Here is a 21684-nt window from a genome sequence, read left to right as displayed (position 1 = left end):
TTCAAGATTACGCGCCGAATTCCACGGATTCGGTGGTCCAGGCGCGGGCCTGACCGCTCAGCGTCACGCCGAGGCCGGGGCGGTCCGGAACGATCATGCGGCCGTTCTTGGTCTCAAGGCGTTCCTCGAACAATGGATCCAGCCAATCGAAGTGCTCCACCCACGGCTCGCGCGGATAGGCGGCAGCCAGGTGGAGGTGGATCTCCATGGCGAAGTGCGGAGCCAGGCCAAGGCCACGTTCGTCGGCAAGGGCTGCGAGGCGCAGGAACTGGGTGATGCCGCCAACGCGTGGTGCATCGGGCTGGATGATGTCGCAACTGTTGGCGTTGATGAGGCCCTTGTGTTCCGCAACGGAGGCCAGCATCTCGCCTGTAGCGATGGGCGTATCCAATACCTGGGCAAGGTGGGAGTGACCCTCAAAATCGTAGGCGTCCAGGGGCTCTTCGATCCAAATGAGGTTGAATTCCTCAAGTTGGCGGCCCATGCGCAGGGCAGTCGCACGGTCCCACTGTTGGTTGGCGTCCACCATGAGCGGCACGTCCCAGCCGATGTGTTCGCGGACGCCGGCCACGCGACGGAGGTCTTCCTTGGAGTCCGGGAGGCCCACCTTGATCTTGATGCCGCCAATGCCTTCTTCGATGGACTGCGTTGCGCGTGCCTTGACCTCTTCCAACGTGGCGTTGAGGAAGCCGCCGGAGGTGTTGTAGGTCTGCACGGAGTCGCGATAGGAGCCCAGGAGTTTGGCCAGGGGGAGTCCGGCACGCTTGGCTTTGAGATCGTAAAGTGCGATGTCTATTGCTGCCAGGGCCTGGGTTGCAACGCCCGAGCGGCCCACTGAAGCTCCGGCCCAGAGAAGCTTGGTGTAGATCCTGCCGATGTCGTTGGGGTCCTCGCCGATGATGCCCTCCGCGACCTCCTTCGCGTGGGCGTACTGGGCCGGACCACCAGCGCGTTTTGAGTAGTTGAATCCGATGCCGCTGTGGCCCTGCTCCGTGGTGATCTCGGCGAAGAGGAACACGACTTCGGTCATCGGCTTCTGACGGCCCGTGAAGACCTTGGCGTCGCTGATGGGCACGGTCAGGGGCAGGCGGGCCGTTGACAGCTTGATGTGTCGAATGAGATCTACGGGGCTCATGGTTCTCCTAAGGGATGGGCATCTTTACCTGAAACTTAGGATACAAGTTAATAACTTGCACTACAAGGAACTGTTGGTCGGAATCTACCGCCGCAGCGCCCCGAACCCGCCGATCAGGGCCTCGAGCCCCAGGTTAAAGGCAACGTCCGTTGGCCGCGGGTGCTGCTCCAAGGCAAGTCTGTCGACGGCGGCGGTGAAGTTGGGCACCTGGTCGGCGAGCGAGCCGGCGTCGAAGATGTCATCCGGCGCAGTGACATCGTAAGCGGCCCCAAAGACGAAGGCCTCCAAGGCAACAATCGCTGAGATGATCTTCTCCTCAGGGAATCCGGCGTCGCGGAATCCGGCGGTCACGGCCTCGTACATAGCCAGGGTCTTCGGGGCATTCGCCACCGGCAGCACCGCAATGACGGGGATCAGCGGCGTGTGCTCCGAGAACACGTCCCGGTAGGACCACGCCCAGCGGCGCACGGCTACGTCCCACGGCTCCACGCCAAAAGCGGACACATCAACCATCGCGGCCAAGTGGTCTTCCACCAGCAAGAGCACGTCGTCCTTGGATGCGACGTGGTTGTAGAGGGCGGATGGCGCCACGCCCAGCGAGCGTGCCAGGGCTGCCATGGTGAGTCCGTCGTAACCCTTGCTGCTGATTAACTCCAGGGCCGCCGTCGTGATGCCGTTTTGGTCCAGGATGCGCGCCATGGGCCGTCCGGCACGCCGCCGTGCCTTGCTGGCAGGAGCGGGGGCAACGCCCGGCTCGGGTTCTGGAGCGGGTGTGGGTGCGGGCATCGGAAGCCTTTCTGCTGCCTGTATCTCCAGCATTATTCCATCGGGTCTTCCCAGTCACGGACTTGGCCGCTATTATCAAATATAAATGAACGCCATTCATTTATTGGTCAGCCACCACGGACGGCCACGGAGAGGACATCATGCAGAATCTTGATCGCGACGTTGTGATCGTCGGTGCCGGACCGTCAGGGTTGACGGCGGCACGCGAATTGAAGAAGACCGGACTCAGCGTTGCAGTGCTTGAAGCACGCGACCGCGTGGGGGGCCGCACCTGGACCGACACGATCGACGGCGCCATGCTGGAAATCGGCGGCCAGTGGGTTTCCCCGGACCAGACGGCCCTCATGGACCTGCTGGACGAGCTGGGACTGAAAATGTACTCGCGCTACCGCGACGGCGAGTCCGTTTACATCGGTGCCGACGGCAAACGCGTCCAGTACACGGGTGACACCTTCCCCGTAAACGAGCACACCAAGGCCGAGATGGACAAGCTCGTTGCCATCCTGGACGGGCTAGCCGCGGAGATCGGACCCACCGAGCCCTGGGCGCACCCCAAGGCCCGCGAACTGGACACCATCTCCTTCCACCACTGGCTCCGCCAGAACTCCAACGACGAGGAAGCCTGCAATAACATCGGGCTCTTCATCGCCGGTGGCATGCTCACTAAGCCCGCCCACGCCTTCTCTGCGCTGCAGGCTGTTCTCATGGCCGCTTCCGCAGGGTCCTTCACACACCTGACGGACGAAGACTTCATCCTGGACAAGCGCGTTATTGGTGGCATGCAGCAGGTTTCGCTGCTCCAGGCAGCCGAGCTGGGTTCCGACGTCGTGCTTAACAGCCCGGTTCGCACCATCAACTGGGACGTCGACCGCGTGACGGTTGAGTCTGAGCGAGCCACAGTGAATGCGCGGTATGTCATCATGGCGGTGCCGCCCAACCTGTACTCACGCGTTTCCTTCAACCCGCCGCTGCCGCGCCGCCAGCACCAGATGCACCAGCACCAGTCACTGGGCCTGGTCATCAAGGTGCACGCCGTGTACAGCACGCCGTTCTGGCGCGAAGAAGGCCTCTCCGGCACCGGTTTCAGCGCCGGCGCCCTGGTTCAGGAGGTCTACGACAACACCAACCACGGCGATTCCCGGGGCACGTTGGTGGGCTTTATTTCCGATGAAAAGGCCGACGCCGTGTTCGAGCTCAGCGCCGAAGACCGCAAGAAGGCCGTCCTCAAGTCCATCGCCGGCTTCCTCGGCGACAAGGCACTCACCCCCGAGGTCTACTACGAATCAGACTGGGGCTCCGAGGAATGGACCCGCGGCGCATACGCATCCAGCTACGATCTCGGCGGCCTGCACCGTTACGGCAAGGACCAGCACGCGAACGTGGGACCGATCTACTGGTCCTCGTCCGATCTCGCGGCCGAGGGCTACCAGCATGTGGACGGCGCGGTCCGGATGGGCCAGGCGACCGCAGCCCGCATCGTCGAGGCCAACAAGTTGAGCGCGCTGCCGGTCGGCTAGGGCGTTGCGCCGGGATGGCACTTAACACCCGTTTTCCCGCCTGGGATCGGTGTTAAGTGTCACCTCGGCGCGGCTTGTCCGGCTCTCGGCACGCCTGCCGCTCGCTCCGCTTCGATGAGTGCTTGGGCCAGACGCTCGACGGCGGCCTGATAGTCAGTCCCGGGTGTCACCCGGCAGTGCTCAGCCTCCCGCATAGCGCGGGCAAGAGCAGCTGTCTCGGCCGTTCTGACGTCCGTCATTGCCGGGAAATCTATTGCTTGCCCGGGATCGAGTTCGTAGCGCTGCCACTGCTGGAGGACGCTCGCGTGGCGGGCGGCAGCTTCCGCAAAACCAGGACGACGCCGGGGCTCAGCTGAGTGGAGGCGCTCCACCCTGCGGCTGGTCGCCAGCGTTGCTGCTGCCGTGGTCATCGCGACGAAGACCATGATCAGTCCGGCCGGCGCCCATTCCACTGCGGGAACCAGGATGGCCGGAAGAATCACCACCAGGCCCGCAAAGAGATCCCAGAAGATCGTGTCCGGTTCCGGGCCGCGCCCATGCGTGAGTTTTCTGTGGAGGACGGACGTGGTTACCGCTGTTGCGAGCACCAAGGCTACGCCCCACAGGAGCATCATGGCGGGCATCTGACCACCTCCAGGCGAGTACGCGCTGCTGTGATTTCAGTATGCGCCTGAGTGTTTCCGGGCAACACCTCCGTACGGACAATTCACCACTCCTCGGGCGTAGCCTAGGCACCATGAGACTGAAAATGTGCAGCATCCACGTCAAGGACCCCGCTACGGCCCACGCTTTCTATACGGAAACGCTTGGCTTCGAAACTTTGATGGCCATGCCCGAGTACAACCTCTTCATCATCAAGGATCCCGGCGCAGACAACACTTCGGTGGGACTCCTGCTGGAGCCCAGCGACAACCCGATCGGCGCTAACTACATGAACGCCCTCCATGAGGCCGGGTTGGCAGCGATCACCTTTGGCGTGCCTGACGTCCAGGCTGAATATGAGCGTCTGCTGGCTGCCGGCGTGACGTTCCAGGGCGAACCCAGTGAGGATTTCTCCGGGATCAGCGCGGTCTTCGACGACGGGTGCGGAAACTTCGTTCAACTCCACCAGGACTAGTTAAACAGCTGTGGCCGGGACCAGAGGGTCCCGGCCACAGTCAGCTGAAACTATGCGTGATCGCGCTTTGACGTCTTCGGGGCATCGCGCTTGGCTGCTGCGTTGTCTTTGGCTTCCTTGGTGGCTGCCTTCTTCGCGGCTTCGTCCTTGACCCGCTGCGCCTCGGCGCGGACTGCGGCGTGGGTGGCACGCTCCACAACCAACCACTGCGGCGGCGCCTGCAGCAGCTCGGTGATTTCCGCCGTCGTGAGTGCTTCTTCGACGCCGCCGCGGGCGAGGCCGCTGATGGAGACGTTCAGCTTCTGTGCCACTACCGGGCGCGGGTGCGGGCCGTTGCGGCGGAGCTCGGCGAGCCACTCCGTGGGTTGGCCTGAAGTTCGGCGAATTCTTCGCGGGAGATGGACGAATCCTGGAACTCCTGGGGTGTCGCGGGCAGGTAGATGCCGAGTTTCTTGGCAACGGTTGCCGGCTTCATGGACTGGGAGTTCGAGGACGTCATGCTTCAAGGGTATCTGGCCGGTACTGTGAGTGTGTGCCAGCCGCTGAAGAATCCGCCCAAATAACCGAGCCCCCCACCGAGCTTCGCTTCGCCTATGTTGCCGGTGTGACGCCTGGGAAATGGATCCGGCGGTGGGAAGAGCGGATGCCGGACGTGCCATTGCATGCGTTTATGTCCGACGACGGTGCGCAGCTTTCGGTTCTGCGCGACGGTTCCGCTGACCTTAGCTTTGTTCGGCTGCCCGTGGACCGGGAAGGCCTGAACGTCATTCCCCTCTATGAAGAGCAGCCAGTGGTGGTCGCTCCCAAGGGGCACGAGATCTCCGTGTTTGAAGAAGTGGCGCTGGAGGACCTGTCCGAGGAAAACTTCCTGGACGTGGAGGAAATGGGCGGGCCCCATATGGCCTTGCAGGTGGTGGCTTCCGGAGCCGGATTGGCCATCCTGCCCATGTCGGTTGCCCGGCACCTGAACAACAAGCAGACCGTCATGCGGCTATTGACTGGCGCTCCTGGAACGCAGATTGGCCTCGCGTGGCTTGCTGGTACGGATAGTCCGGTGATCGAGGAGTTCATCGGGATTGTGCGCGGCCGGACTGCGCAGAGTTCACGCCAGCCGTCCGCTCAGCAGGAGAAGCCGAAGAAGGCGCCCAAGCCGGATCGTCGCGGGGGCGGGGCCAAGAAGCCTGCGGTCGCGCAGCGCTACGCCCCGAATCCGGACAAGGGCCGCGGCAAGGGTTCGCGCAAGAAGGGCAAGCGCTAGTTATTCACCGTGGATTGCGGCCTGTTGCTGCTCTGATCTGTTGAGGTAGGCGAGCAAAAGGTCCCCGGCGCGCTCCAGGTCGCCGGATTCGAGCGCTGAGCAAATCTGCTCGTTTTCCTTGAGCCAGTCGCTGTAGAAGTGCGCGTTCATGGTGGCCTTGTGGAAGTACAGACGCATCTCAGCGAGCACTTGGGCCATGATCGTGTTCAGTCTCCCGCTTTCGGCCAGGGCAACGATGGCCCCGTGGAAATGCTGGTTGGCGCTGCCCAAGCCCTCGTTGTCGTTGGCGGCTGCTGCGCGCTTTCCCTCCTCGACGGCGGCCCTGATGGCGGCAATGCGCTCTGGGGAACCGCCGGCACGGATGGAACTGACCTCAATGGCGCGGCGGACCGTATAGACATCGTGAATATCCCCTGCTTCCAGTGTGGCGACGTACACTCCGCGGTTGGGGAGACGGACCAGGAGCCGTTCGCTGGCTAGTTCGGCGAAGGCTTCACGGACGGTGTTGCGGGAAACGCCCAGGTCCTCGGCGATGGTTGCTTCCGTGAGCTTTGCCCCTGGCACAAGGAAGCCTTCGGCCAGTTGGTAGCGCAGTTCCTCGGCAACCCTCTCGGCAACTGAAGGCACCCGAAGGCGCATACGGGCGCCGGCGCCGTCGATGCCAGTTCTTTCGCTGGATTCCTGATCTGCACTGGCCATGACACCAAAATTACACGATTGCCAAAAATTAGGATCGCTGGATTGTTGAACAATCCGGTAATCTGGTGCATCCTTGATGTAACGCACATCACGAGGCAGGAATCACACCATGGCAATCATCGACCTGAACAGCGACGTCGGAGAGTCCTTCGGACGTTGGACGCTGGGCGACGACGCAGCCATGTTCGAATCCGTTTCCAGTGCCAACGTTGCGTGCGGATTCCACGCTGGCGACCCCAGCGTTATCCGCAGCACCTGCAAGAAGGCGGCTGAGGCCGGCGTCGTGATTGGCGCCCACGTCGGCTACCGGGATCTTGCAGGATTCGGCCGTCGCTTCCTGGACGTTGATCCCATGGAGCTGGCCGACGATGTCGTTTACCAGATCGGCGCCCTGCAGGCGCTGGCTGCCACGACGGGTGCGAGCGTCAAGTACGTGAAGCCCCACGGCGGTCTCTACAACGCGATCGTCAAGCACACCGCTCAGGCAAAGGCCGTGGTCGACGCCGTGAAATCAGTTGACCCCACCCTCCCGATCCTCGGTCTCCCCGGTTCCGAAGTCCTCCGTCTTGCAGACGCAGCCGGACTTCGTGGTGTTTCCGAAGCTTTCGCGGACCGCGCCTACAACCCGGACGGAACCCTCGTCCCACGCACCCAAGCAGGCGCCGTCCTACACGATCCCGCTGAAGTGGCGGAACACGTTTTGCGGATGGCCACCGAACAGTCCGTCAGGACCATCGATGGTTCCATCCTGAAGATCCGCGCGGAGAGCATCTGCGTGCATGGTGACTCACCAGGAGCTGTCGCGATGGCTACTGCTGTGAAGTCCGCTCTCGACGACGCCGACGTCAGCATCGGCTCGTTCCTCTAAATCCCCAAGCTTGAGCACAACCCCCTCATCCCCCCGGAGGAAACCATGACCAGCACCAACGCAGCCAAGGCCGTGACAAGGAAGCCACCGGCCGGCGCCCTGAAGGCTTACGTAGCCAGCCTCACCGGAACGTCGCTTGAGTACTATGACTTCGCTATCTACTCCGTAGCTTCGGCCCTCGTCTTTCCCAAGATCTTCTTCCCCGGCAACGATGAATTCGTTGCACTATTGCTCTCCTTCTCAGCTTTTGCGGTGGGCTACTTGGCCCGTCCGATCGGCGGCGTCATCTTCGGGCGTTTGGGCGACAAGATTGGCCGCAAGTACGTCCTGGTGTTCACGCTCGTGCTTATCGGAGTCGCGACCGTCCTCATAGGTGCGCTGCCTGACTACTCAGTGATTGGCGTGGCGGCGCCCACCATCCTGGTTCTTCTTCGCCTCGCCCAGGGCATCGGTGTCGGTGGTGAATGGGGTGGAGCGGTTCTGCTGTCCAGCGAATTCGGCGACCCCAACAAGCGTGGCTTCTGGTCCTCCGCCGCGCAGATCGGCCCGCCCGCAGGCAACCTGATGGCCAACGGCGTCCTCGCCATACTTGCCGCTTCGCTGAGCACTGAGGCGTTCCTCTCCTGGGGCTGGCGCGTCGCCTTCCTCGCCTCCGCACTCCTGGTGGTCTTTGGCCTGATCATCCGCCTCAAGCTCGAAGAAACCCCGGTCTTCAAGGCAATCCAGGCCCACGGCGAACGACCCAAGGCACCCATCAAGGAGGTCTTCACCACCGAACCCAAGGCCTTGGTTTCGGCAGCGCTGTCCCGGGTCTGCCCTGACGTTCTCTACGCGCTGTTCACGGTGTTTGTGGCGGTGTACGCCACCAAGCAACTTGGCATGACTACAGGCAATGTCCTGGCAGCCATCCTCATCGGTTCCGCGTTCCAGCTGTTCCTCATTCCGTTGGCCGGCGCTCTCACCGACCGCTTCAACCGCCGCCTTGTCTACGGCGTAACAGCAGCCGTTACAGCCGTCTATATTCCCCTGTTCTTCCTCATGATCCAGGGCAAGTCCGTGGTTATGCTGACCATCGGAACAGTGATCGGCTTGGCGCTGCACGCGTTCATGTACGGCCCGCAGGCCGCCTTCATCACCGAGCAGTTCCCAGCCCGCCTGCGCTACGCCGGCAGCTCACTGGCTTACACCCTGGCCGGCGTGATTGGTGGAGCCGTTGCGCCCATCATCTTCACGGCTCTCTACGGCGCAGCATCCGGCGGCTGGTATTTGATCGCCGGGTACCTCGTCCTGACAGCCGTCGTCACCATCGTGGGCATGGTCCTGGGCCGGGATCCGAAGCCCGAAGAAGACGTTCGCCTGCTGCAGGAGTCGCCCGCCTAAATGGCGGCGAAGCGGATGATGGAGACCGTGATGCAAACGACCACCGCGAAGCAAACTGCCACAGCGAAGCAATCGACCACCGCGAAAAAGGTCCGCTCCGTGCGACCCGTCGGCACCCGTGCCGTACTTGCGGAGCTGGATGGGCTGCAGGACGTACTGGCTCTGCAGGACATGCTCTACAAGTCTCCGCTCCCTGGCCAGGTAGACGTCCTGGCAGCAGCCGAAACGGTTATGGTCGTTGGCGAATCCGCTGCGGCAACGCGGGCCATCGGCGCCCGGTTGCTCGAGCTGGAACTCATCGCGACGGACGTTACCGATTCCGGGCTGGTGGTCATCGATACCGTGTACGACGGCGATGACCTCGCCGATGTCGCGGAACTCACCGGGCTGAGCGTGGAGGGCGTAATTTCGGCCCACACAGGCCAGATCTGGACTGTTGCTTTCGCCGGCTTCGCTCCCGGATTCGGCTACATGGTGGGCGAGAATGAAGTCCTCACGGTTCCCCGCCGCTCCTCACCCCGCACGGCTGTTCCCGCTGGATCCGTGGCCCTCGGCGGCCAGTACTCGGCTGTCTATCCCCGGCGTTCTCCCGGCGGTTGGCAGCTGATTGGCCGAACGGGAGCCCGTATGTGGGATCTCGACCGTCCCCAACCGGCCCTGGTTCGGCCCGGTGACAGGGTGCAGTACCGCGCTGTTCGGGAGGTTGTCACGGCCAGCGCGGAGCATCAAGCTGAACCCGAGGCTGATCACCACACGGACTCCGGCCTGCGGATCCTCAACCCCGGGGCGCAAAGCCTTATCCAGGATCTTGGCCGGAGAGGCTACGGGAACTTGGGGGTCTCGGCGGCCGGTGCGTTGGACCGGGCATCGCTGCGCCGCGCCAACCGACTGGTCGGCAACAGTTCCTCGGCTGCCGCCATCGAGACCGTCAACGGTGGGCTGACCGTGGAAGCGGTCGGTGACCAGGTGATTGCCGTGACAGGTGCGCCTACCACCCTTACCGTCCAGTCGCCGTCGTCGGCTGAATTTGAGGAGTCTGACGGCGACGCCCGGGACGCAGTGCGCAGCGTCCCGATTGCTGCTCCATTCGCCTTGCTCGACGGCGAAGTACTTACCCTCGGACCGCCCGAGGCCGGGTTCCGGAACTACGTTGCAATCCGCGGTGGCATAGCGGTTCCCGAAGTCCTGGGGAGTCGTTCGGCCGATACGATGTCCGGGATCGGACCTGCCTCGCTGGTGGTTGGGCAGGAGCTCCCGGCGGGCGACGCCACGGCGTCTACTGCGGTTGGAAGTCCGGAGCTGCAACCGGAATTTCCGGGTACCAGTGTCACCGTTCTCGATGTGGTTCCCGGACCCCGTGCTGATTGGTTCGATCAGTCCGCCATCGAGTCCCTGACAAGTCAGGAATGGCTGGTCACACCACAATCCAATCGCGTGGGCATGCGACTGGACGGTACTCCTCTCCAGCGCGCCCGCGAGGGTGAACTTCCCAGCGAGGGGACTATGGCTGGTGCCCTCCAGATCCCGCCCGCCGGACTTCCCGTGCTGTTCTTGGCCGACCACCCCATCACCGGTGGATACCCCGTGATCGGCGTGGTTCGCGACGAACACCTTGACCTTGCCGGGCAGGTCCCCATTGGCGGACGGATCCGGTTCCGGATGGTCCCCGATTCCCCCGACTTCACCAAGACCCCAGAGAAGTGAGTATTTGATGCGAAAGGTCCTGATTGCGAACCGCGGAGAAATCGCTGTTCGAGTCGCCCGAGCCTGCGATGACGCCGGCATTTCCTCGGTGGCCGTCTATGCGGACATCGACGCCGACGCAATGCACGTGGGTGCCGCGGATGAAGCCTATAGCTTGGGCGGAAACAGCCCCGCTGATACATACCTTAACGTCGCGAAACTGCTGGCCGTTGCCGAACAGTCGGAGGCTGATGCCGTCCATCCGGGGTATGGCTTCCTCTCGGAAAACGCCGACTTTGCGCAAGCAGTCATCGACGCCGGACTGGAGTGGATCGGTCCGTCACCGGAATCGATCCGGCAGTTGGGCAACAAGATTACAGCCCGCGAGATCGCTGTCCGTGCGGGTGCCCCCCTTGTGGCCGGCAGCGATGGCCCGGTTGCTACTGCTGCTGAAGCCCGGGCATTTGCCGAGAAACACGGACTGCCGGTGGCCATCAAGGCGGCCTTTGGCGGAGGTGGTCGCGGGCTCAAGGTTGTCCGCGAACTCGCCGAAGTGGAGGAGGCTTTCGACTCGGCAGTGCGTGAAGCCATCACAGCGTTCGGGCGTGGGGAATGCTTCGTGGAACAGTACCTTGACAGGCCGCGGCACGTGGAGGCGCAGGTCATCGCGGATACCCATGGCAACGTCGTTGTGGTGGGTACGCGCGATTGCTCCCTCCAACGCCGGCACCAGAAGCTCGTGGAAGAGGCACCTGCACCTTTCCTCACCGAGTCCCAGCAGCAACAGATCTATGACGCCGCCAAAGCAATCGTCCGCGAGGCCGGCTACTACGGCGCCGGGACTGTTGAATTCCTGGTCTCCGCAGATGGGGCCGTGGCCTTCCTCGAGGTAAACACGCGCCTGCAGGTGGAGCACCCGATAACCGAGGAAACGGCTGGGATTGACCTCGTTCAGGAGCAGTTCCGCATTGCAGCCGGCCTGCCCTTGAGCATTACCGAGGATCCCATAGCCCGCGGCCATTCCTTTGAGTTCCGCATCAACGCCGAGGACGTTGGCCGCGGATTCCTGCCTTCCCCGGGCACAGTGGCATCGTTCCAAGCGCCCACGGGTCCCGGCATTCGTTTGGATACCGGCGTGCGTGCGGGCTCGTTTATTGCACCGCAGTTCGATTCGCTCCTGGCCAAATTGATAGTTACTGGTGCCGACCGCCAGCAAGCGCTGCGCCGCGCACGCCGAGCACTTGCCGAAATAGAGATCACCGGACTGCCCACCGTGTTGCCGTTCCACCGCGCGGTTGTGGAATCCGATGACTTTACGTCCGTAGCCGGGCTGCGCGTTCACACCCGGTGGATCGAGACGGACTTTGCAGATCAGATCCCCGTTGATTCCGAATACAACGTGGTTGCCCCAAGTGGCGTGCGGCGCACCATCACCGTGGACGTCGACGGCAAGCGGCTCGCCGTTGGACTCCCGGCTGATCTGCTGGAGGGTTGGGCCCGGTCAGGGCAGGGACTCCCCTCAGGCGCGGTGGTCACGGGGTTGCAGGGCGATTACGTGGGAGCGTCCAATTCAGCCGGAGACTCGCCAGCGGAATCAGCCCTGGTTTCCAGCATGGCCGGCACCGTCGTGAAGTGGCTCGTGGAGCCCGGCACCGAGGTCTCGGCAGGGGACCCCTTGCTGGTGGTGGAGGCCATGAAGATGGAAACGCAGGTGGCAGCACACCGTGCGGGTACGCTCTCCGAGGTGCTCTCGGCACCCGGCGGTGTGGTGACCGCGGGAGCCGTGCTGGCGCACATCCAGTAGTCCGGCTGACTTAACCCCGACGGCGGTCCAGCCCTTCGTGAGGGGGCCGGGCCGCCGTCGTGTTCCACTGGTCAGGACGGTCGCTGGAACGTCGCTAGCCTGCTATTTCGTCGCTGGGCCAGCAACGGATCAGCGGCCAAGCAACGAGGTTGTGGCTCCCAAGATGCTGTCCAAGAGGCCGTTCCGGAACTTGCCCGAGGGGTCGTTGGTGACGGCGAGGCTGCAGAAGTCCTCGAAGCGTGGGTAGAGCGCGGCGAAGTCGTACAGGCTTGGCGTGAAGAGCTTGCCCCAGTGCGGCCTCGCGCCGAAGGGGCGCAGTGCTTCCTCCAGTTCCGGGAGTACCGCTTCCACCTGGGCTTGCAGTGGCTTCCATGTGAAGTGGAGGGCCACGCTTTGTTGCCGGTAGAACGGGCTGAGCCAGAACTCATCCGCGGCTACGGTACGGATTTCGGAGATGAACAGCAGGGGTGCCAACTTGTCCGCGAGCTCTCGGACAGCTTCAAGTGCGGCGGGTGCATGCTCCAGGGGAAGCAAGAATTCGCTCTGCAATTCCTCGCCATTGCTAGGAGTGAATTCGTGGCGGAAGTGCGGCAGCCGGTCCAGCCATTTGCCGGGCTCGTCCAGCTGACCCGTGCAGTTCTCCGCCGACATCCCGGGCAGCGGGTGGAGAGCGGCAGTAGCGGCGGTTGCTCCGAACAGGTCCGGCAACGGAGCTTCGGTGTCCAGTGCCTTGAGCCAGACCTGCGGGATGGACCCGCCGGTGTAGTTGGTGAAAAAGCTGACGCTGTACGCGGCCGACGCGATGTTCGCGAAGTTAGCCAGCGCCCGCTCCCACGGCAGGCCTGTGAGCACGCGCTGCCGCATCTGATAGCTCGGCCGGACGGCCAGTTCCAGTCCTGTGACGATCCCCAGGGCGCCGACTCCCACAACGCTGGCGAGGAACTCGTCGTCGTCCGGAGTAAGCGTCACCAGCTCGCCATCTGCACGCACCAGGTCAATGCTTACGACCGCGCCAGCCAAGGAGGGATTGCCGACACCACTGCCGTGCGTCCCGGTTTGGATGGCTCCCGCTACCGAGATGTGGGGGAGTGAAGCGAGGTTGTGGATGGCATAACCCTGTTCCTCGACTGCCCGGCAAAGTGCGCCATAACTGATGCCGCCGCTGACCTTGACGGTGCCCTTCCCGGTATCAAGTGAGATTTCCTGGGGCAATGCATCCAGGAGAACGTGCATGCCATCGGTGTCTGCGACCCTGTTGAACGAGTGGCGGGAACCGAGGGCCTTGATCCGCGGCGCGTTGGCCACAAGCCCGCGCAGCTGGTCCACGGAGGTGGGCCGCTGGACTTCGGCGGACGAATACTCGAGGTTTCCTGCCCAGTTCTTCATTGAATGATCTTCCCACTCGGTGACTTATCGGCTCCCGCAATTGTTAACGTTCACAACTAATTGCGTCAAGAGGCGTCCAACTGGTTGATGCAGTCTTAGCTGGAGCCGCGGGACGCTAGTCCTTCAGTGGTCGGCGAGCCAGCCATGCCGCGACAATCGCGCCGGAGATGTTGTGCCACAGCGAGAAGACGGCAGAGGGCAGCGCAGCCAGCGGACTGAAGTGCGCCGTGGCAAGGGTCGCGGCCAAACCGGAGTTCTGCATGCCCACCTCGAAGGCCAAGGCGCGGCGGGCCTTGTCATCCAGGCGGCCCAGCTTACCGGCAAGGTAGCCCAAGCCCAGCCCAAAGCCATTGTGGAGGACGACTGCCAGGAACACGATGGCGCCCGCTGCGACGATCTTGCTGGCGCTGCCAGCCACGACGATCGCCACGATCAGTGAAATTACGACGGCGGACGCCCACGGAAGTGCCGGAAGCACCTTTGTGACGAGCTTGGATAGGAAGAGTCGAGCGAGCAGGCCTGCGATGACCGGAAGCAACACGGTCTTCACGATGTCCAGCACCATGGCGCCAGCATCAATGTGCAGGAACGAACCGGCCAGCAGGAGAGTCAGTGCCGGCGTGACGATGGGAGCGATCAATGTGGAAACCGAGGCGACAGCGACCGACAATGCCACGTCACCCTTGGCGAGGAACGCCATCACGTTGGACGCAGTACCGGATGGTGCGCAGCCCACAAGAATAAGGCCGACGGCGAGCTCGGGCGGAAGCTGAAGCAGGACGGCAATCAACCAGCCTGCCCCAGGCATGATCACGTAGTGCGCCACGATGCCGAGTGCCACAGCCCACGGACGACGCGCCACAGAAGCGAAGTCGGGCGGCGTCAGCGTGAGGCCCATGCAGAACATGATGACGCCGAGCAGATAGGGAACGGCGACGCCCATGGGCTTGAACAGTTCCGGAAGGAGGAACCCGAGGACGCCGGCCAGCACAACCAGGAGCGGGAAAACCGTCACGGCTATCCGCGCGATTTTGGCCTCTGCGGCGAGGGCTGCGTTGACGGGAGCCTCGGACCCTGAAGTGTCTGTCTGGGAATTCGTTGCCTCAAGCATTTATCCATGCTCACATTGGTCCGCGGGCATGACCGAGTTCGTTACTTCCAATGCGGCATATATGTCAGATGACCGCTGTTTCGAAACATGGATCAGCCGTTCAGCTTTCCCGCCAGCCGTTCGCGCATCCGAACGCTTGCCTCGTTGAGCCCGATGAACTCCACCTCGCGCCCGTGGTTCCGGTACTTTTCGGTGACGGAATCCAGCACGGCAATTGTGGATGCGTCCCAAAGGTGCGAGTTATGGAGATCGATCACCACACGATCTATGCCTTCCGAGGCATCCTTTGCATAGTCGAACTGGGTGTACAGATCATTGGACGAGGCAAAGAAGAGTTCGCCGTCCACCGTGTACGTAGCGACGGTTTCCCCGTTGAGCTCCAGTTCGGTGCGCTCGACAGTCGCGAAGTGCGCCACGCGGCGCGCAAACAGGACCATCGCGGTCAAAACGCCGACGCCGACACCCACCGCGAGATTGTGCGTCGCCACAACGGCGGCAACGGTGATCAGCATGACGGCGGTCTCTGATCTGGGCAGTCGCTTCAGGGTGGACAGACGAACAGAATGCCACTCGAAGGTAATCAGTGAAACGAAGATCATCACGGCAACAAGGGCCGCCATGGGAATCATCCCCACGACGTCGCCCAGGACAACCACCAGGACAAGCAAGAAGACGCCAGCCAAAAACGTTGAGAGCCGACTCCGCGCGCCGGATCCCTTGACGTTGATCATGGTCTGTCCGATCACGGCACACCCACCCAGTCCACCAAGGAATCCCGTGACGATGTTGGCCACCCCCTGACCCCAGGAAACCCGTGTCTTGTTGGACCGCGTGTCCGTGATGTCGTCCACGAGCTTGGCTGTCAGGAGTGATTCCAGCAGGCCAACCAGGGCCATGGACAATGCGAAGGGCGCAATGATCTGGAACGTCTCCAGGTTCAGCGGGACATTGGGCAGGAAGAACCCGGGCAGGCTGTGGGGGAGCTCGCCCTTGTCACTGACTGTAGGAACATCTATGTGTCCCAGAACGGTAACCAGAGTAATGACCACGATTGCCACGAGAGGCGCAGGAATAGCCGTGGTCAGGCGGGGTAGGCCAAAGACCATGACGAGTCCCACGGCAACAATTGGATAGACCATCCACGGGACATTGAAGAGTTCCGGCATCTGCGAGATGAACACCAAAATTGCCAGTGCGTTCACGAAGCCGATCATCACCGACCGCGGAATGAACCGCATGAGCCGCGTGACACCGAGTACAGCCAGGATGATCTGGAAGATACCCGCCAGGATGATCGTCGCGATCAGGTAGTCGAGTCCGTGCTCCTTCATCACGGGAGCGATGACCAACGCTACGGCCCCTGTCGCTGCAGAGATCATGGCTGGGCGACCACCAACAAGGGCCGTCACCACGCCCATGGTGAAGGAAGCGAACAACCCGACCCTGGGATCAACGCCCGCGATGATCGAGAACGCGATGGCCTCCGGAATGAGCGCCAGTGCAACCACCAGTCCAGCCAGGGATTCCGTCAGCAGGCGGCGGGGCGAGCGGAAGGTCACCCGCAGTGACATGAGTTGCTCGGGAGTCATGGCGTCCTTACAGTGCAGTCTGGCGGTAACGCTCAATCTGCTTCAGACGCCGCTGGAGGCTATCGCGCCGCGGGTGCGGAACGACGTCGGGCGCCTCAGCGGTGAGGTCAATATGTTCGGTTCCGTACTGCCACAGCAGGAGGTCGTCCAGGAGGCGGTCGGGGCCCGGGGAGTAACGGTGATCCAGGGCTTTGCGGACCTCCGTGATCCGGTTGGCACTAAGGAGCCCCGCAAGTTCCACGGTTTTGGTGAGTCCGTGCGCGGCCAGAAGTTCGGCAGCCCACCCCCAGTCGTCATCAACTTTACGGTCAACGTGGGGCAGGAGCGTACGCCAGACGTCCCGAACCCGGTTGGGAGTCAGCGGAGAGGCACCCTCACCGTGCAGGTCCCAATAACTGCGGACCTCTTCATAGCGCTCGTGGAGGTCGGCGAAGGCGCTCTCCACGGTTTCCAACATGGCCGCAGTGGCCGTGAACTGGCGATCGAAATGGGGGGTCCAGGCCCTTGGATCCTCCGCCTTGAACCGGATATCGTGCTCGATCTCGCTCCAGGCGTGCGCAAAAACAGTGCGGATCTGGCACTCGAAGAAGTAGCTGCCGTTGGCAGGCATATCCGGGTTGAAGACGTGCTGATACTCCTTGACGGCCTCATTCTGGATGGTTCGCAGGATGAGGTGCCGGCTGGAGTAGCCGTACGTGCCCGATTCGATGGAACCGATGTCCTTCTCACGGTCTCCACGGCAATCGAAGAGCTGCCGCTGGCGCTTGATGATGTTGGCCACCGCAGCGTTCTCGGCAGGCAGTTTGGTGATGACGCGGATGCCCACCATGTCATTCAAGGTGCGGAAAGGGTCCGGGAATTTAAGGACCCGCGGGCCGCCCGGCTCCAAAGGATCATCCGTGCGTGAGATTTTTTCGCGGAACGACTCCACCGTTTTGGTTCGCCCGGTGACAAACAGGGGAGTGACCTCGGCATCGTTGAGCATGTCCCTAAGGGTCAGCAGCACATCCCGTGTGACCCGCTTCAGGGCAGGGCGAACACGCTCATAGAGCGCCACGTTCGCGTCCACTGCGTCGCGCTGGTCCTGGTCCAGGCTGTCCCAATTGCTTGCCATGCCCCCAGCTTACGGGGCGGGTCCGACACTGGGGCGGGCACCCCGCCGTCGGGGTGCCCTAGCCAAAGTTGCGGGACGTCACGATAGGCTCGGTACAAAGGAGGGCGCAATGTTGCGGCACAAGTACAGCTACGGCGAACACCCCAGTCAATGGGGCGAACTCTTCATACCTGAACCGAACAACGGAAACCATCGCGGCGCATCAGCCGTCGCGGGTGGTGTCGCGGTTGTGATCCACGGCGGCTACTGGCGCTCACAGTACGGCGCCGAGCTCGGCGAGCCCCTGGCCCGGGACCTCGCGGCGCATGGAATTACCGCATGGAACCTTGAATACCGACGTGCCGGCAACGGCGGTGGTTGGCCCCATACATTCGAAGACATCCTGGCCGGCATTGATCATCTCGCTGAAATCGCCGGAAAGCACGAGCTCCACCTCGGCAAGGTAGTGGCCTTGGGCCACTCGGCTGGCGGTCACCTGGCTGTGTGGGCCGCCGGACGGCAGCGCCTCTCGGCCATCGGAACGCCCGACGCCGACCGCCAACTCGTGCGTGGATCGGAGGACAACGCCGTCCACCTGACAGGGGTCGTCAGCCAGTCCGGCCTGCTGAACCTGGCTGCCGCGGAAAAACTGAACCTCAGTAACGGTGCCGTCTGCAACCTCATGGGTGGCGATTCTGCCAGATACCCCAAAAGGCATAAATACGCGGATCCCATGAGTTCACTGCCCCTTGATGTGCCGGTTTTCGCCGTCCATGCCACCGACGACGAAGACGTTCCAGTCAGTCAGTCCGAGGCCTACGTCGCGGCGGCAACCGCCGCCGGCAGCGCCGCGCAATTGCTGCGTGTCCCTGGGGATCACTTCGATCTCATAGATCCAAAGGCCGTGGCTTACAAGAAGTGCCGCGAATTGGTACAACGCCTGCTCTCCTGAATCACTGGTAGCGCTGGCCCTTCCTCTGGCAGAGTGGTCCCATGCTGACTGTGATTGGCGAGGCCTTGGTTGACGTTGTGCAGCGCCCCAGCGGAATCGAGGCGCACGTTGGCGGCAGCCCGCTCAACGTCGCCGTTGGCTTGGCGCGTTTGGACCACCCCGTGCAGTTCATCGGGCGGTTTGGCCAGGACGCATACGGCGATTCCGTGGGGGCGCACCTCCGGTCCAGTTCCGTGATGGTCCCCCTTCCGCCCGACGGCAAACCCACCAGCGTAGCCACGGCTGTGATCGACGACGACGGCGCCGCCACCTACACCTTCGATCTCACCTGGGATTTGCCGGGCCTCGGGGAGCGGTTGCCGCTCATGCTGCAGGGGGCCACTTTGCTGCATACGGGTTCGATAGCCACCGCCTTGGAGCCAGGTGCCGCGGCCGTGCTTGCCGCCGTCGAGCATGCCCATCCGGGCAGCACTATCAGCTTCGATCCCAACTGCCGGCCGAGCATCATTACCGATCGCGATTACGCACGGAGGCAGGCCGAACGCTTCGTAGTGCTCTCCGACGTCGTGAAGGCTTCTGACGAAGATCTCGAATGGCTGTATCCGGGCGTTGATCCGCTGGAGTCGGCACGCCGCTGGTTGTCTCTGGGAGGCACGGAAGGACCCGCGCTGGTGGTGGTGACGCGGGGCGCGCGTGGTCCGTGGGGAATCACGGCCATCGGAGAGACCCAGGTTCCGGCGCCATCTGTAACGGTGGTGGATACCGTTGGTGCCGGCGATTCGTTCATGGCGGGGCTGCTGTCAGCGATAGTGGACCGCGGGCTGGACGGTGCGCAAAACCGCGGGGCACTCAGAGCCATGCCGGCCGAGACCCTTGCCGCCATCATGGACCACGCGACCCGTGCTGCCGCAGTTACGGTGTCGCGGGCTGGCGCCAATCCGCCGACGCGGGCCGAGCTCAACCATAAGGCTGTTGCAAGCTAAAACTGTTGCCGGCGAAATCCGGCCACGAGGAGGTGCGCCATGAAGGACCACGATCCTTACGCCACGACGCCCGCGCAGGAATTACAGGTTGCGAGCGAGTCATTCACCGACGGCGATACTCTCGGCCCCGATCAGCGGAGCGGGATTCTGGGTGCGGGCGGCCAAGACATGTCTCCCCAGCTGAGCTGGAGTGGAGCTCCGGACGGAACCAGGAGTTTCGCGGTCACTATGTGGGATCCCGATGCTCCCGGCCGTGGGGGCTACTGGCATTGGGCGGTACTTAATATTCCTCCTGAGGTATCAAGCCTTCCCGCTGGTGCCGGCGGCCGGGACGGCCACGCGTTGCCCGCTGGAGCGTTCCAGTTAATGAACGACGGCGGCCGCAGCGGCTATGTTGGGGCAGCACCTCCCAGAGGCCACGGACCGCATCGGTACATAGTGGCCGTACATGCGCTGGACGTGGAGGACCTGGGCATCGAAAAGGATTCCGAGGCACGCATACTTGCTTCAGCCCTTCCTGCGCATACGTTGGCGCGCGGAACCATCACAGGTATGTTCGAGCGTTAGCGGCGGCATTTGGGTTCTCAACAGCCACGTAGACTGACATGATGCGCCTCGTAGCAAGTGATATTGACGGCACCATCCTCGGTCATGACGGCAAGATCAGTGATCGGACCGTCAAGGCATTCAAAGCATGCCGGGACGCTGGGGTGGAGCTTGTGTTCGTCACGGGCCGCCCGCCGCGGTGGTTGTACCCGCTGCAGGAACAACTCGGACACAGCGGTATCGTGATCTGCTCCAACGGCGCGGTGGTCTGGGATCTCGAAACGGAGAAGCCCATTTCTTCTTGCACACTGGACATCACATCCATTTTTGAAGCGCGACGCATCATCAAGTCCCTGCGGCCGGATGCTTTGTTCGCCGTGGAAACTCTGACTGGTTTCCAACTTGAGCCAGGCTTCCTCGAGAACGAAACCAGCGAGCTCCTCGCGGAGTTCACCCCCGCACCGCTCGACCAGACGCTTACGGCGGATGACGCCGTCGTGAAGTTCCTGGCGATAACCCGTAAAGGCACCCCGGACGAATTCCTTGCCGAAGTTCAGCCGGCCGTCGCCCATCTGGTCAGCACCACACACTCGGCACCTCGCACCGCAATGCTTGAGATGTCCGTGCCCGGCATCAACAAGGCCGTCACCCTCGCGAAGTACGCCGAGTCGTTGGGAATCGAGGCCGCGGATGTCGTGGCCTTCGGGGACATGCCCAACGACATCGAGATGCTGCGCTGGGCAGGTCACGGCTACGCGATGGCCAGCGGCCACCCGGAAGCGATCCTCGCTGCGGGGCAGCAGGCACCACACTTCGACGACGACGGTGTGGCCCAGATCCTCGAGGCGAAACTGACGGAGCAAACGGTCTAGCCACGTCCCACACGAGGGATCCAGCACCGCACCGACGCACGGTATCTGATGAATTCTGCACCAAACCGCTCTTCGAGATCGGCTTCCTCCAGCGGCCGGACGGCATAGTTCCACAGCAGGGAGCCAAGAACCGCGTAGGCGATAACAAGCCAGGACCCGAGAATGAGGCCGACTGCGGCACCTTGGGTAATGCCCGCAACAGCCATGGGATTACGAAGCCAGCGATACGGTCCGGCGATGACCAAGCGGTTGGGCATGGCTGAGGGCAACGGGGTGCCAGCTCCGAGCCAAGACATGGTCACGGCGGAGGCCACGCCCAGCGCACTTGCGAGCGTTAGAAGCAGCGCTCCGGCAGGGGCGGCCATCGACGGAAATGGCAGGGACACTTCCCATCGCTGTTCAAGGAACGTCAGGGCCAAGGGGATCACAGCCAGGAAAAATCCCCAGAAAAGGATCATTTGGCCGATGGTTGCGCTCACGTTTGTTGCCGTGCGACGGCCAGCGGCTGAACGGAAAGCGAAGGGGCCCCTAGTAATCCAGGCCGTGGGAATCCCGCCCAGGACGACGATGCTGAGGGCGGCCAGGGAACAAGCGGCAGCCGCAATCATGATCAAAACGCCCAACCCTGCCTCAGTTGTCAGCGTGGCGTAGACCCCGAGGGCAGTGGCGACGATTCCCGTCCAAGCAGTGGCGACAAAGGCGGCGGCCTTCACGCCGATTGCCGCAAGGGCGGAGGCGATGACGAAAAGGGGAATGTCAAAGATCGCAACGGCGACGGGATCGAGGCTACCGAGGGTGGCTTGCCGCACCACGGGTGACAGGAAGACGGCGATCCACCAAGAAAGACCGGCGGCTGCCTGCACGGCAAAATAGGCTCGGCACAGCATCTGCAAGCCCGATTTTGT

At 62.8% G+C, this 21684-nt stretch carries 20 protein-coding genes and 1 pseudogene; 11 read left to right on the top strand and 10 right to left on the bottom strand.

The features are described from left to right. Positions 1-7: 7 nt before the first annotated feature. Together ACTAQJ_RS16640 and ACTAQJ_RS16635 are read right to left on the bottom strand one after the other, a co-directional pair. Complete coding sequence (locus tag ACTAQJ_RS16640) at positions 8-1135, bottom strand: L-talarate/galactarate dehydratase (RefSeq protein ID WP_498697742.1); 1128 nt, start codon at positions 1133-1135, stop codon at positions 8-10. A gap of 84 nt (positions 1136-1219) precedes the next feature. Further along, positions 1220-1954 (bottom strand): TetR/AcrR family transcriptional regulator, encoded by a 735-nt coding sequence (locus ACTAQJ_RS16635; protein ID WP_431117378.1) that lies wholly within the window; start codon positions 1952-1954, stop codon positions 1220-1222. A 107-nt stretch (positions 1955-2061) separates the two neighbouring features. On the opposite strand from ACTAQJ_RS16635, the gene ACTAQJ_RS16630 reads away from it, so the two are divergent. Next, the gene (locus tag ACTAQJ_RS16630) at positions 2062-3438 is read left to right on the top strand and encodes a flavin monoamine oxidase family protein (RefSeq protein ID WP_498697740.1); all 1377 of its coding nucleotides are present in this window, start codon (positions 2062-2064) and stop codon (positions 3436-3438) included. A gap of 59 nt (positions 3439-3497) precedes the next feature. Here ACTAQJ_RS16630 and ACTAQJ_RS16625 read toward each other — a convergent pair whose 3' ends face one another. Next, positions 3498-4061, bottom strand: a complete 564-nt coding sequence (locus ACTAQJ_RS16625) for a hypothetical protein (RefSeq protein ID WP_498697739.1) — start codon at positions 4059-4061, stop codon at positions 3498-3500. Between the two features lie 113 nt (positions 4062-4174). Here ACTAQJ_RS16625 and ACTAQJ_RS16620 point away from each other — a divergent pair, with 113 nt between their 5' ends. After that, a complete protein-coding gene (locus ACTAQJ_RS16620; RefSeq protein WP_477514242.1) occupies positions 4175-4555 on the top strand; it encodes a VOC family protein in 381 nt (126 codons plus the stop codon). 50 nt (positions 4556-4605) lie between these two features. Here the strand turns inward: ACTAQJ_RS16620 and ACTAQJ_RS16615 are convergent. Continuing rightward, positions 4606-5054 (bottom strand): annotated as a pseudogene (locus ACTAQJ_RS16615) (DUF5997 family protein). 33 nt (positions 5055-5087) lie between these two features. Here ACTAQJ_RS16615 and ACTAQJ_RS16610 point away from each other — a divergent pair. Further along, positions 5088-5813, top strand: a complete 726-nt coding sequence (locus tag ACTAQJ_RS16610) for a LysR family transcriptional regulator substrate-binding protein (RefSeq protein ID WP_431117381.1) — start codon at positions 5088-5090, stop codon at positions 5811-5813. Here the strand turns inward: ACTAQJ_RS16610 and ACTAQJ_RS16605 are convergent, their stop codons facing one another. Continuing rightward, positions 5814-6512, bottom strand: coding sequence for a GntR family transcriptional regulator (locus tag ACTAQJ_RS16605; RefSeq protein ID WP_498697735.1), 699 nt, complete (start codon positions 6510-6512; stop codon positions 5814-5816). A gap of 109 nt (positions 6513-6621) precedes the next feature. On the opposite strand from ACTAQJ_RS16605, the gene ACTAQJ_RS16600 reads away from it, so the two are divergent. The 4 genes from ACTAQJ_RS16600 to ACTAQJ_RS16585 are packed head-to-tail and all read left to right on the top strand — an operon-like array spanning position 6622 to position 12247. Then, positions 6622-7380, top strand: coding sequence for a LamB/YcsF family protein (locus ACTAQJ_RS16600; protein WP_431117383.1), 759 nt, complete (start codon positions 6622-6624; stop codon positions 7378-7380). Between the two features lie 45 nt (positions 7381-7425). After that, positions 7426-8760: an MFS transporter gene (locus ACTAQJ_RS16595; protein WP_498697733.1), complete on the top strand. Its 1335-nt coding sequence runs from the start codon at positions 7426-7428 to the stop codon at positions 8758-8760. 30 nt (positions 8761-8790) lie between these two features. Continuing rightward, the gene (locus ACTAQJ_RS16590; RefSeq protein WP_498697731.1) at positions 8791-10464 is read left to right on the top strand and encodes a 5-oxoprolinase subunit B/C family protein; all 1674 of its coding nucleotides are present in this window, start codon (positions 8791-8793) and stop codon (positions 10462-10464) included. Positions 10465-10471: 7 nt separating this feature from the next. Next, positions 10472-12247 (top strand): acetyl/propionyl/methylcrotonyl-CoA carboxylase subunit alpha, encoded by a 1776-nt coding sequence (locus tag ACTAQJ_RS16585; RefSeq protein ID WP_498697729.1) that lies wholly within the window; start codon positions 10472-10474, stop codon positions 12245-12247. A gap of 129 nt (positions 12248-12376) precedes the next feature. On the opposite strand, the gene ACTAQJ_RS16580 is transcribed toward ACTAQJ_RS16585, so the two are convergent. The 4 genes from ACTAQJ_RS16580 to ACTAQJ_RS16565 form a co-directional block, all read right to left on the bottom strand. Continuing rightward, positions 12377-13633 (bottom strand): D-arabinono-1,4-lactone oxidase, encoded by a 1257-nt coding sequence (locus ACTAQJ_RS16580; protein WP_498697727.1) that lies wholly within the window; start codon positions 13631-13633, stop codon positions 12377-12379. 115 nt (positions 13634-13748) lie between these two features. After that, on the bottom strand, positions 13749-14744 hold the full coding sequence (locus tag ACTAQJ_RS16575; RefSeq protein ID WP_498697725.1) for a bile acid:sodium symporter family protein: 996 nt from the start codon (positions 14742-14744) through the stop codon (positions 13749-13751). A 92-nt stretch (positions 14745-14836) separates the two neighbouring features. Further along, positions 14837-16333: a SulP family inorganic anion transporter gene (locus ACTAQJ_RS16570; protein WP_431117388.1), complete on the bottom strand. Its 1497-nt coding sequence runs from the start codon at positions 16331-16333 to the stop codon at positions 14837-14839. Positions 16334-16340: 7 nt separating this feature from the next. Further along, positions 16341-17447, bottom strand: coding sequence for a GTP pyrophosphokinase (locus ACTAQJ_RS16565; protein ID WP_216924310.1), 1107 nt, complete (start codon positions 17445-17447; stop codon positions 16341-16343). A 109-nt stretch (positions 17448-17556) separates the two neighbouring features. Here ACTAQJ_RS16565 and ACTAQJ_RS16560 point away from each other — a divergent pair, with 109 nt between their 5' ends. From ACTAQJ_RS16560 to ACTAQJ_RS16545, 4 genes are read left to right on the top strand one after another with little or no spacing between them, the layout of a single operon-like run. Continuing rightward, positions 17557-18378, top strand: coding sequence for an alpha/beta hydrolase (locus tag ACTAQJ_RS16560; RefSeq protein WP_477521102.1), 822 nt, complete (start codon positions 17557-17559; stop codon positions 18376-18378). 41 nt (positions 18379-18419) lie between these two features. Next, positions 18420-19361: a carbohydrate kinase family protein gene (locus ACTAQJ_RS16555; protein WP_498697721.1), complete on the top strand. Its 942-nt coding sequence runs from the start codon at positions 18420-18422 to the stop codon at positions 19359-19361. A 39-nt stretch (positions 19362-19400) separates the two neighbouring features. Continuing rightward, positions 19401-19928, top strand: a complete 528-nt coding sequence (locus ACTAQJ_RS16550) for a YbhB/YbcL family Raf kinase inhibitor-like protein (protein ID WP_498697719.1) — start codon at positions 19401-19403, stop codon at positions 19926-19928. A 41-nt stretch (positions 19929-19969) separates the two neighbouring features. Then, positions 19970-20779 (top strand): HAD family hydrolase, encoded by an 810-nt coding sequence (locus tag ACTAQJ_RS16545; RefSeq protein ID WP_431120083.1) that lies wholly within the window; start codon positions 19970-19972, stop codon positions 20777-20779. On the opposite strand, the gene ACTAQJ_RS16540 is transcribed toward ACTAQJ_RS16545, so the two are convergent. Beyond that, positions 20776-21666: a methyltransferase family protein gene (locus ACTAQJ_RS16540; protein ID WP_477521105.1), complete on the bottom strand. Its 891-nt coding sequence runs from the start codon at positions 21664-21666 to the stop codon at positions 20776-20778. The two genes, ACTAQJ_RS16545 and ACTAQJ_RS16540, sit on opposite strands and share 4 nt — an antisense overlap. Positions 21667-21684 lie beyond the last annotated feature (18 nt).

Source organism: Arthrobacter sp. alpha11c, from assembly GCF_054149985.1.
The sequence above is the reverse complement of the archived record's forward strand: the minus strand, read 5'-3'. Positions and strand labels throughout refer to the sequence as shown.

Coding starts and splice junctions, on each gene's coding strand:
- ACTAQJ_RS16590 (WP_498697731.1), top strand. CDS start 8,791: ATGCAAACGACCACCGCGAAGCAAACTGCCACAGCGAAGCAATCGACC.
- ACTAQJ_RS16595 (WP_498697733.1), top strand. CDS start 7,426: ATGACCAGCACCAACGCAGCCAAGGCCGTGACAAGGAAGCCACCGGCC.
- ACTAQJ_RS16575 (WP_498697725.1), bottom strand. CDS start 14,744: ATGCTTGAGGCAACGAATTCCCAGACAGACACTTCAGGGTCCGAGGCT.
- ACTAQJ_RS16555 (WP_498697721.1), top strand. CDS start 18,420: ATGCTGACTGTGATTGGCGAGGCCTTGGTTGACGTTGTGCAGCGCCCC.
- ACTAQJ_RS16630 (WP_498697740.1), top strand. CDS start 2,062: ATGCAGAATCTTGATCGCGACGTTGTGATCGTCGGTGCCGGACCGTCA.
- ACTAQJ_RS16545 (WP_431120083.1), top strand. CDS start 19,970: ATGCGCCTCGTAGCAAGTGATATTGACGGCACCATCCTCGGTCATGAC.
- ACTAQJ_RS16625 (WP_498697739.1), bottom strand. CDS start 4,061: ATGCCCGCCATGATGCTCCTGTGGGGCGTAGCCTTGGTGCTCGCAACA.
- ACTAQJ_RS16570 (WP_431117388.1), bottom strand. CDS start 16,333: ATGACTCCCGAGCAACTCATGTCACTGCGGGTGACCTTCCGCTCGCCC.
- ACTAQJ_RS16635 (WP_431117378.1), bottom strand. CDS start 1,954: ATGCTGGAGATACAGGCAGCAGAAAGGCTTCCGATGCCCGCACCCACA.
- ACTAQJ_RS16550 (WP_498697719.1), top strand. CDS start 19,401: ATGAAGGACCACGATCCTTACGCCACGACGCCCGCGCAGGAATTACAG.
- ACTAQJ_RS16620 (WP_477514242.1), top strand. CDS start 4,175: ATGAGACTGAAAATGTGCAGCATCCACGTCAAGGACCCCGCTACGGCC.
- ACTAQJ_RS16540 (WP_477521105.1), bottom strand. CDS start 21,666: ATGCTGTGCCGAGCCTATTTTGCCGTGCAGGCAGCCGCCGGTCTTTCT.
- ACTAQJ_RS16580 (WP_498697727.1), bottom strand. CDS start 13,633: ATGAAGAACTGGGCAGGAAACCTCGAGTATTCGTCCGCCGAAGTCCAG.
- ACTAQJ_RS16565 (WP_216924310.1), bottom strand. CDS start 17,447: ATGGCAAGCAATTGGGACAGCCTGGACCAGGACCAGCGCGACGCAGTG.
- ACTAQJ_RS16560 (WP_477521102.1), top strand. CDS start 17,557: ATGTTGCGGCACAAGTACAGCTACGGCGAACACCCCAGTCAATGGGGC.
- ACTAQJ_RS16585 (WP_498697729.1), top strand. CDS start 10,472: ATGCGAAAGGTCCTGATTGCGAACCGCGGAGAAATCGCTGTTCGAGTC.
- ACTAQJ_RS16600 (WP_431117383.1), top strand. CDS start 6,622: ATGGCAATCATCGACCTGAACAGCGACGTCGGAGAGTCCTTCGGACGT.
- ACTAQJ_RS16605 (WP_498697735.1), bottom strand. CDS start 6,512: ATGGCCAGTGCAGATCAGGAATCCAGCGAAAGAACTGGCATCGACGGC.
- ACTAQJ_RS16640 (WP_498697742.1), bottom strand. CDS start 1,135: ATGAGCCCCGTAGATCTCATTCGACACATCAAGCTGTCAACGGCCCGC.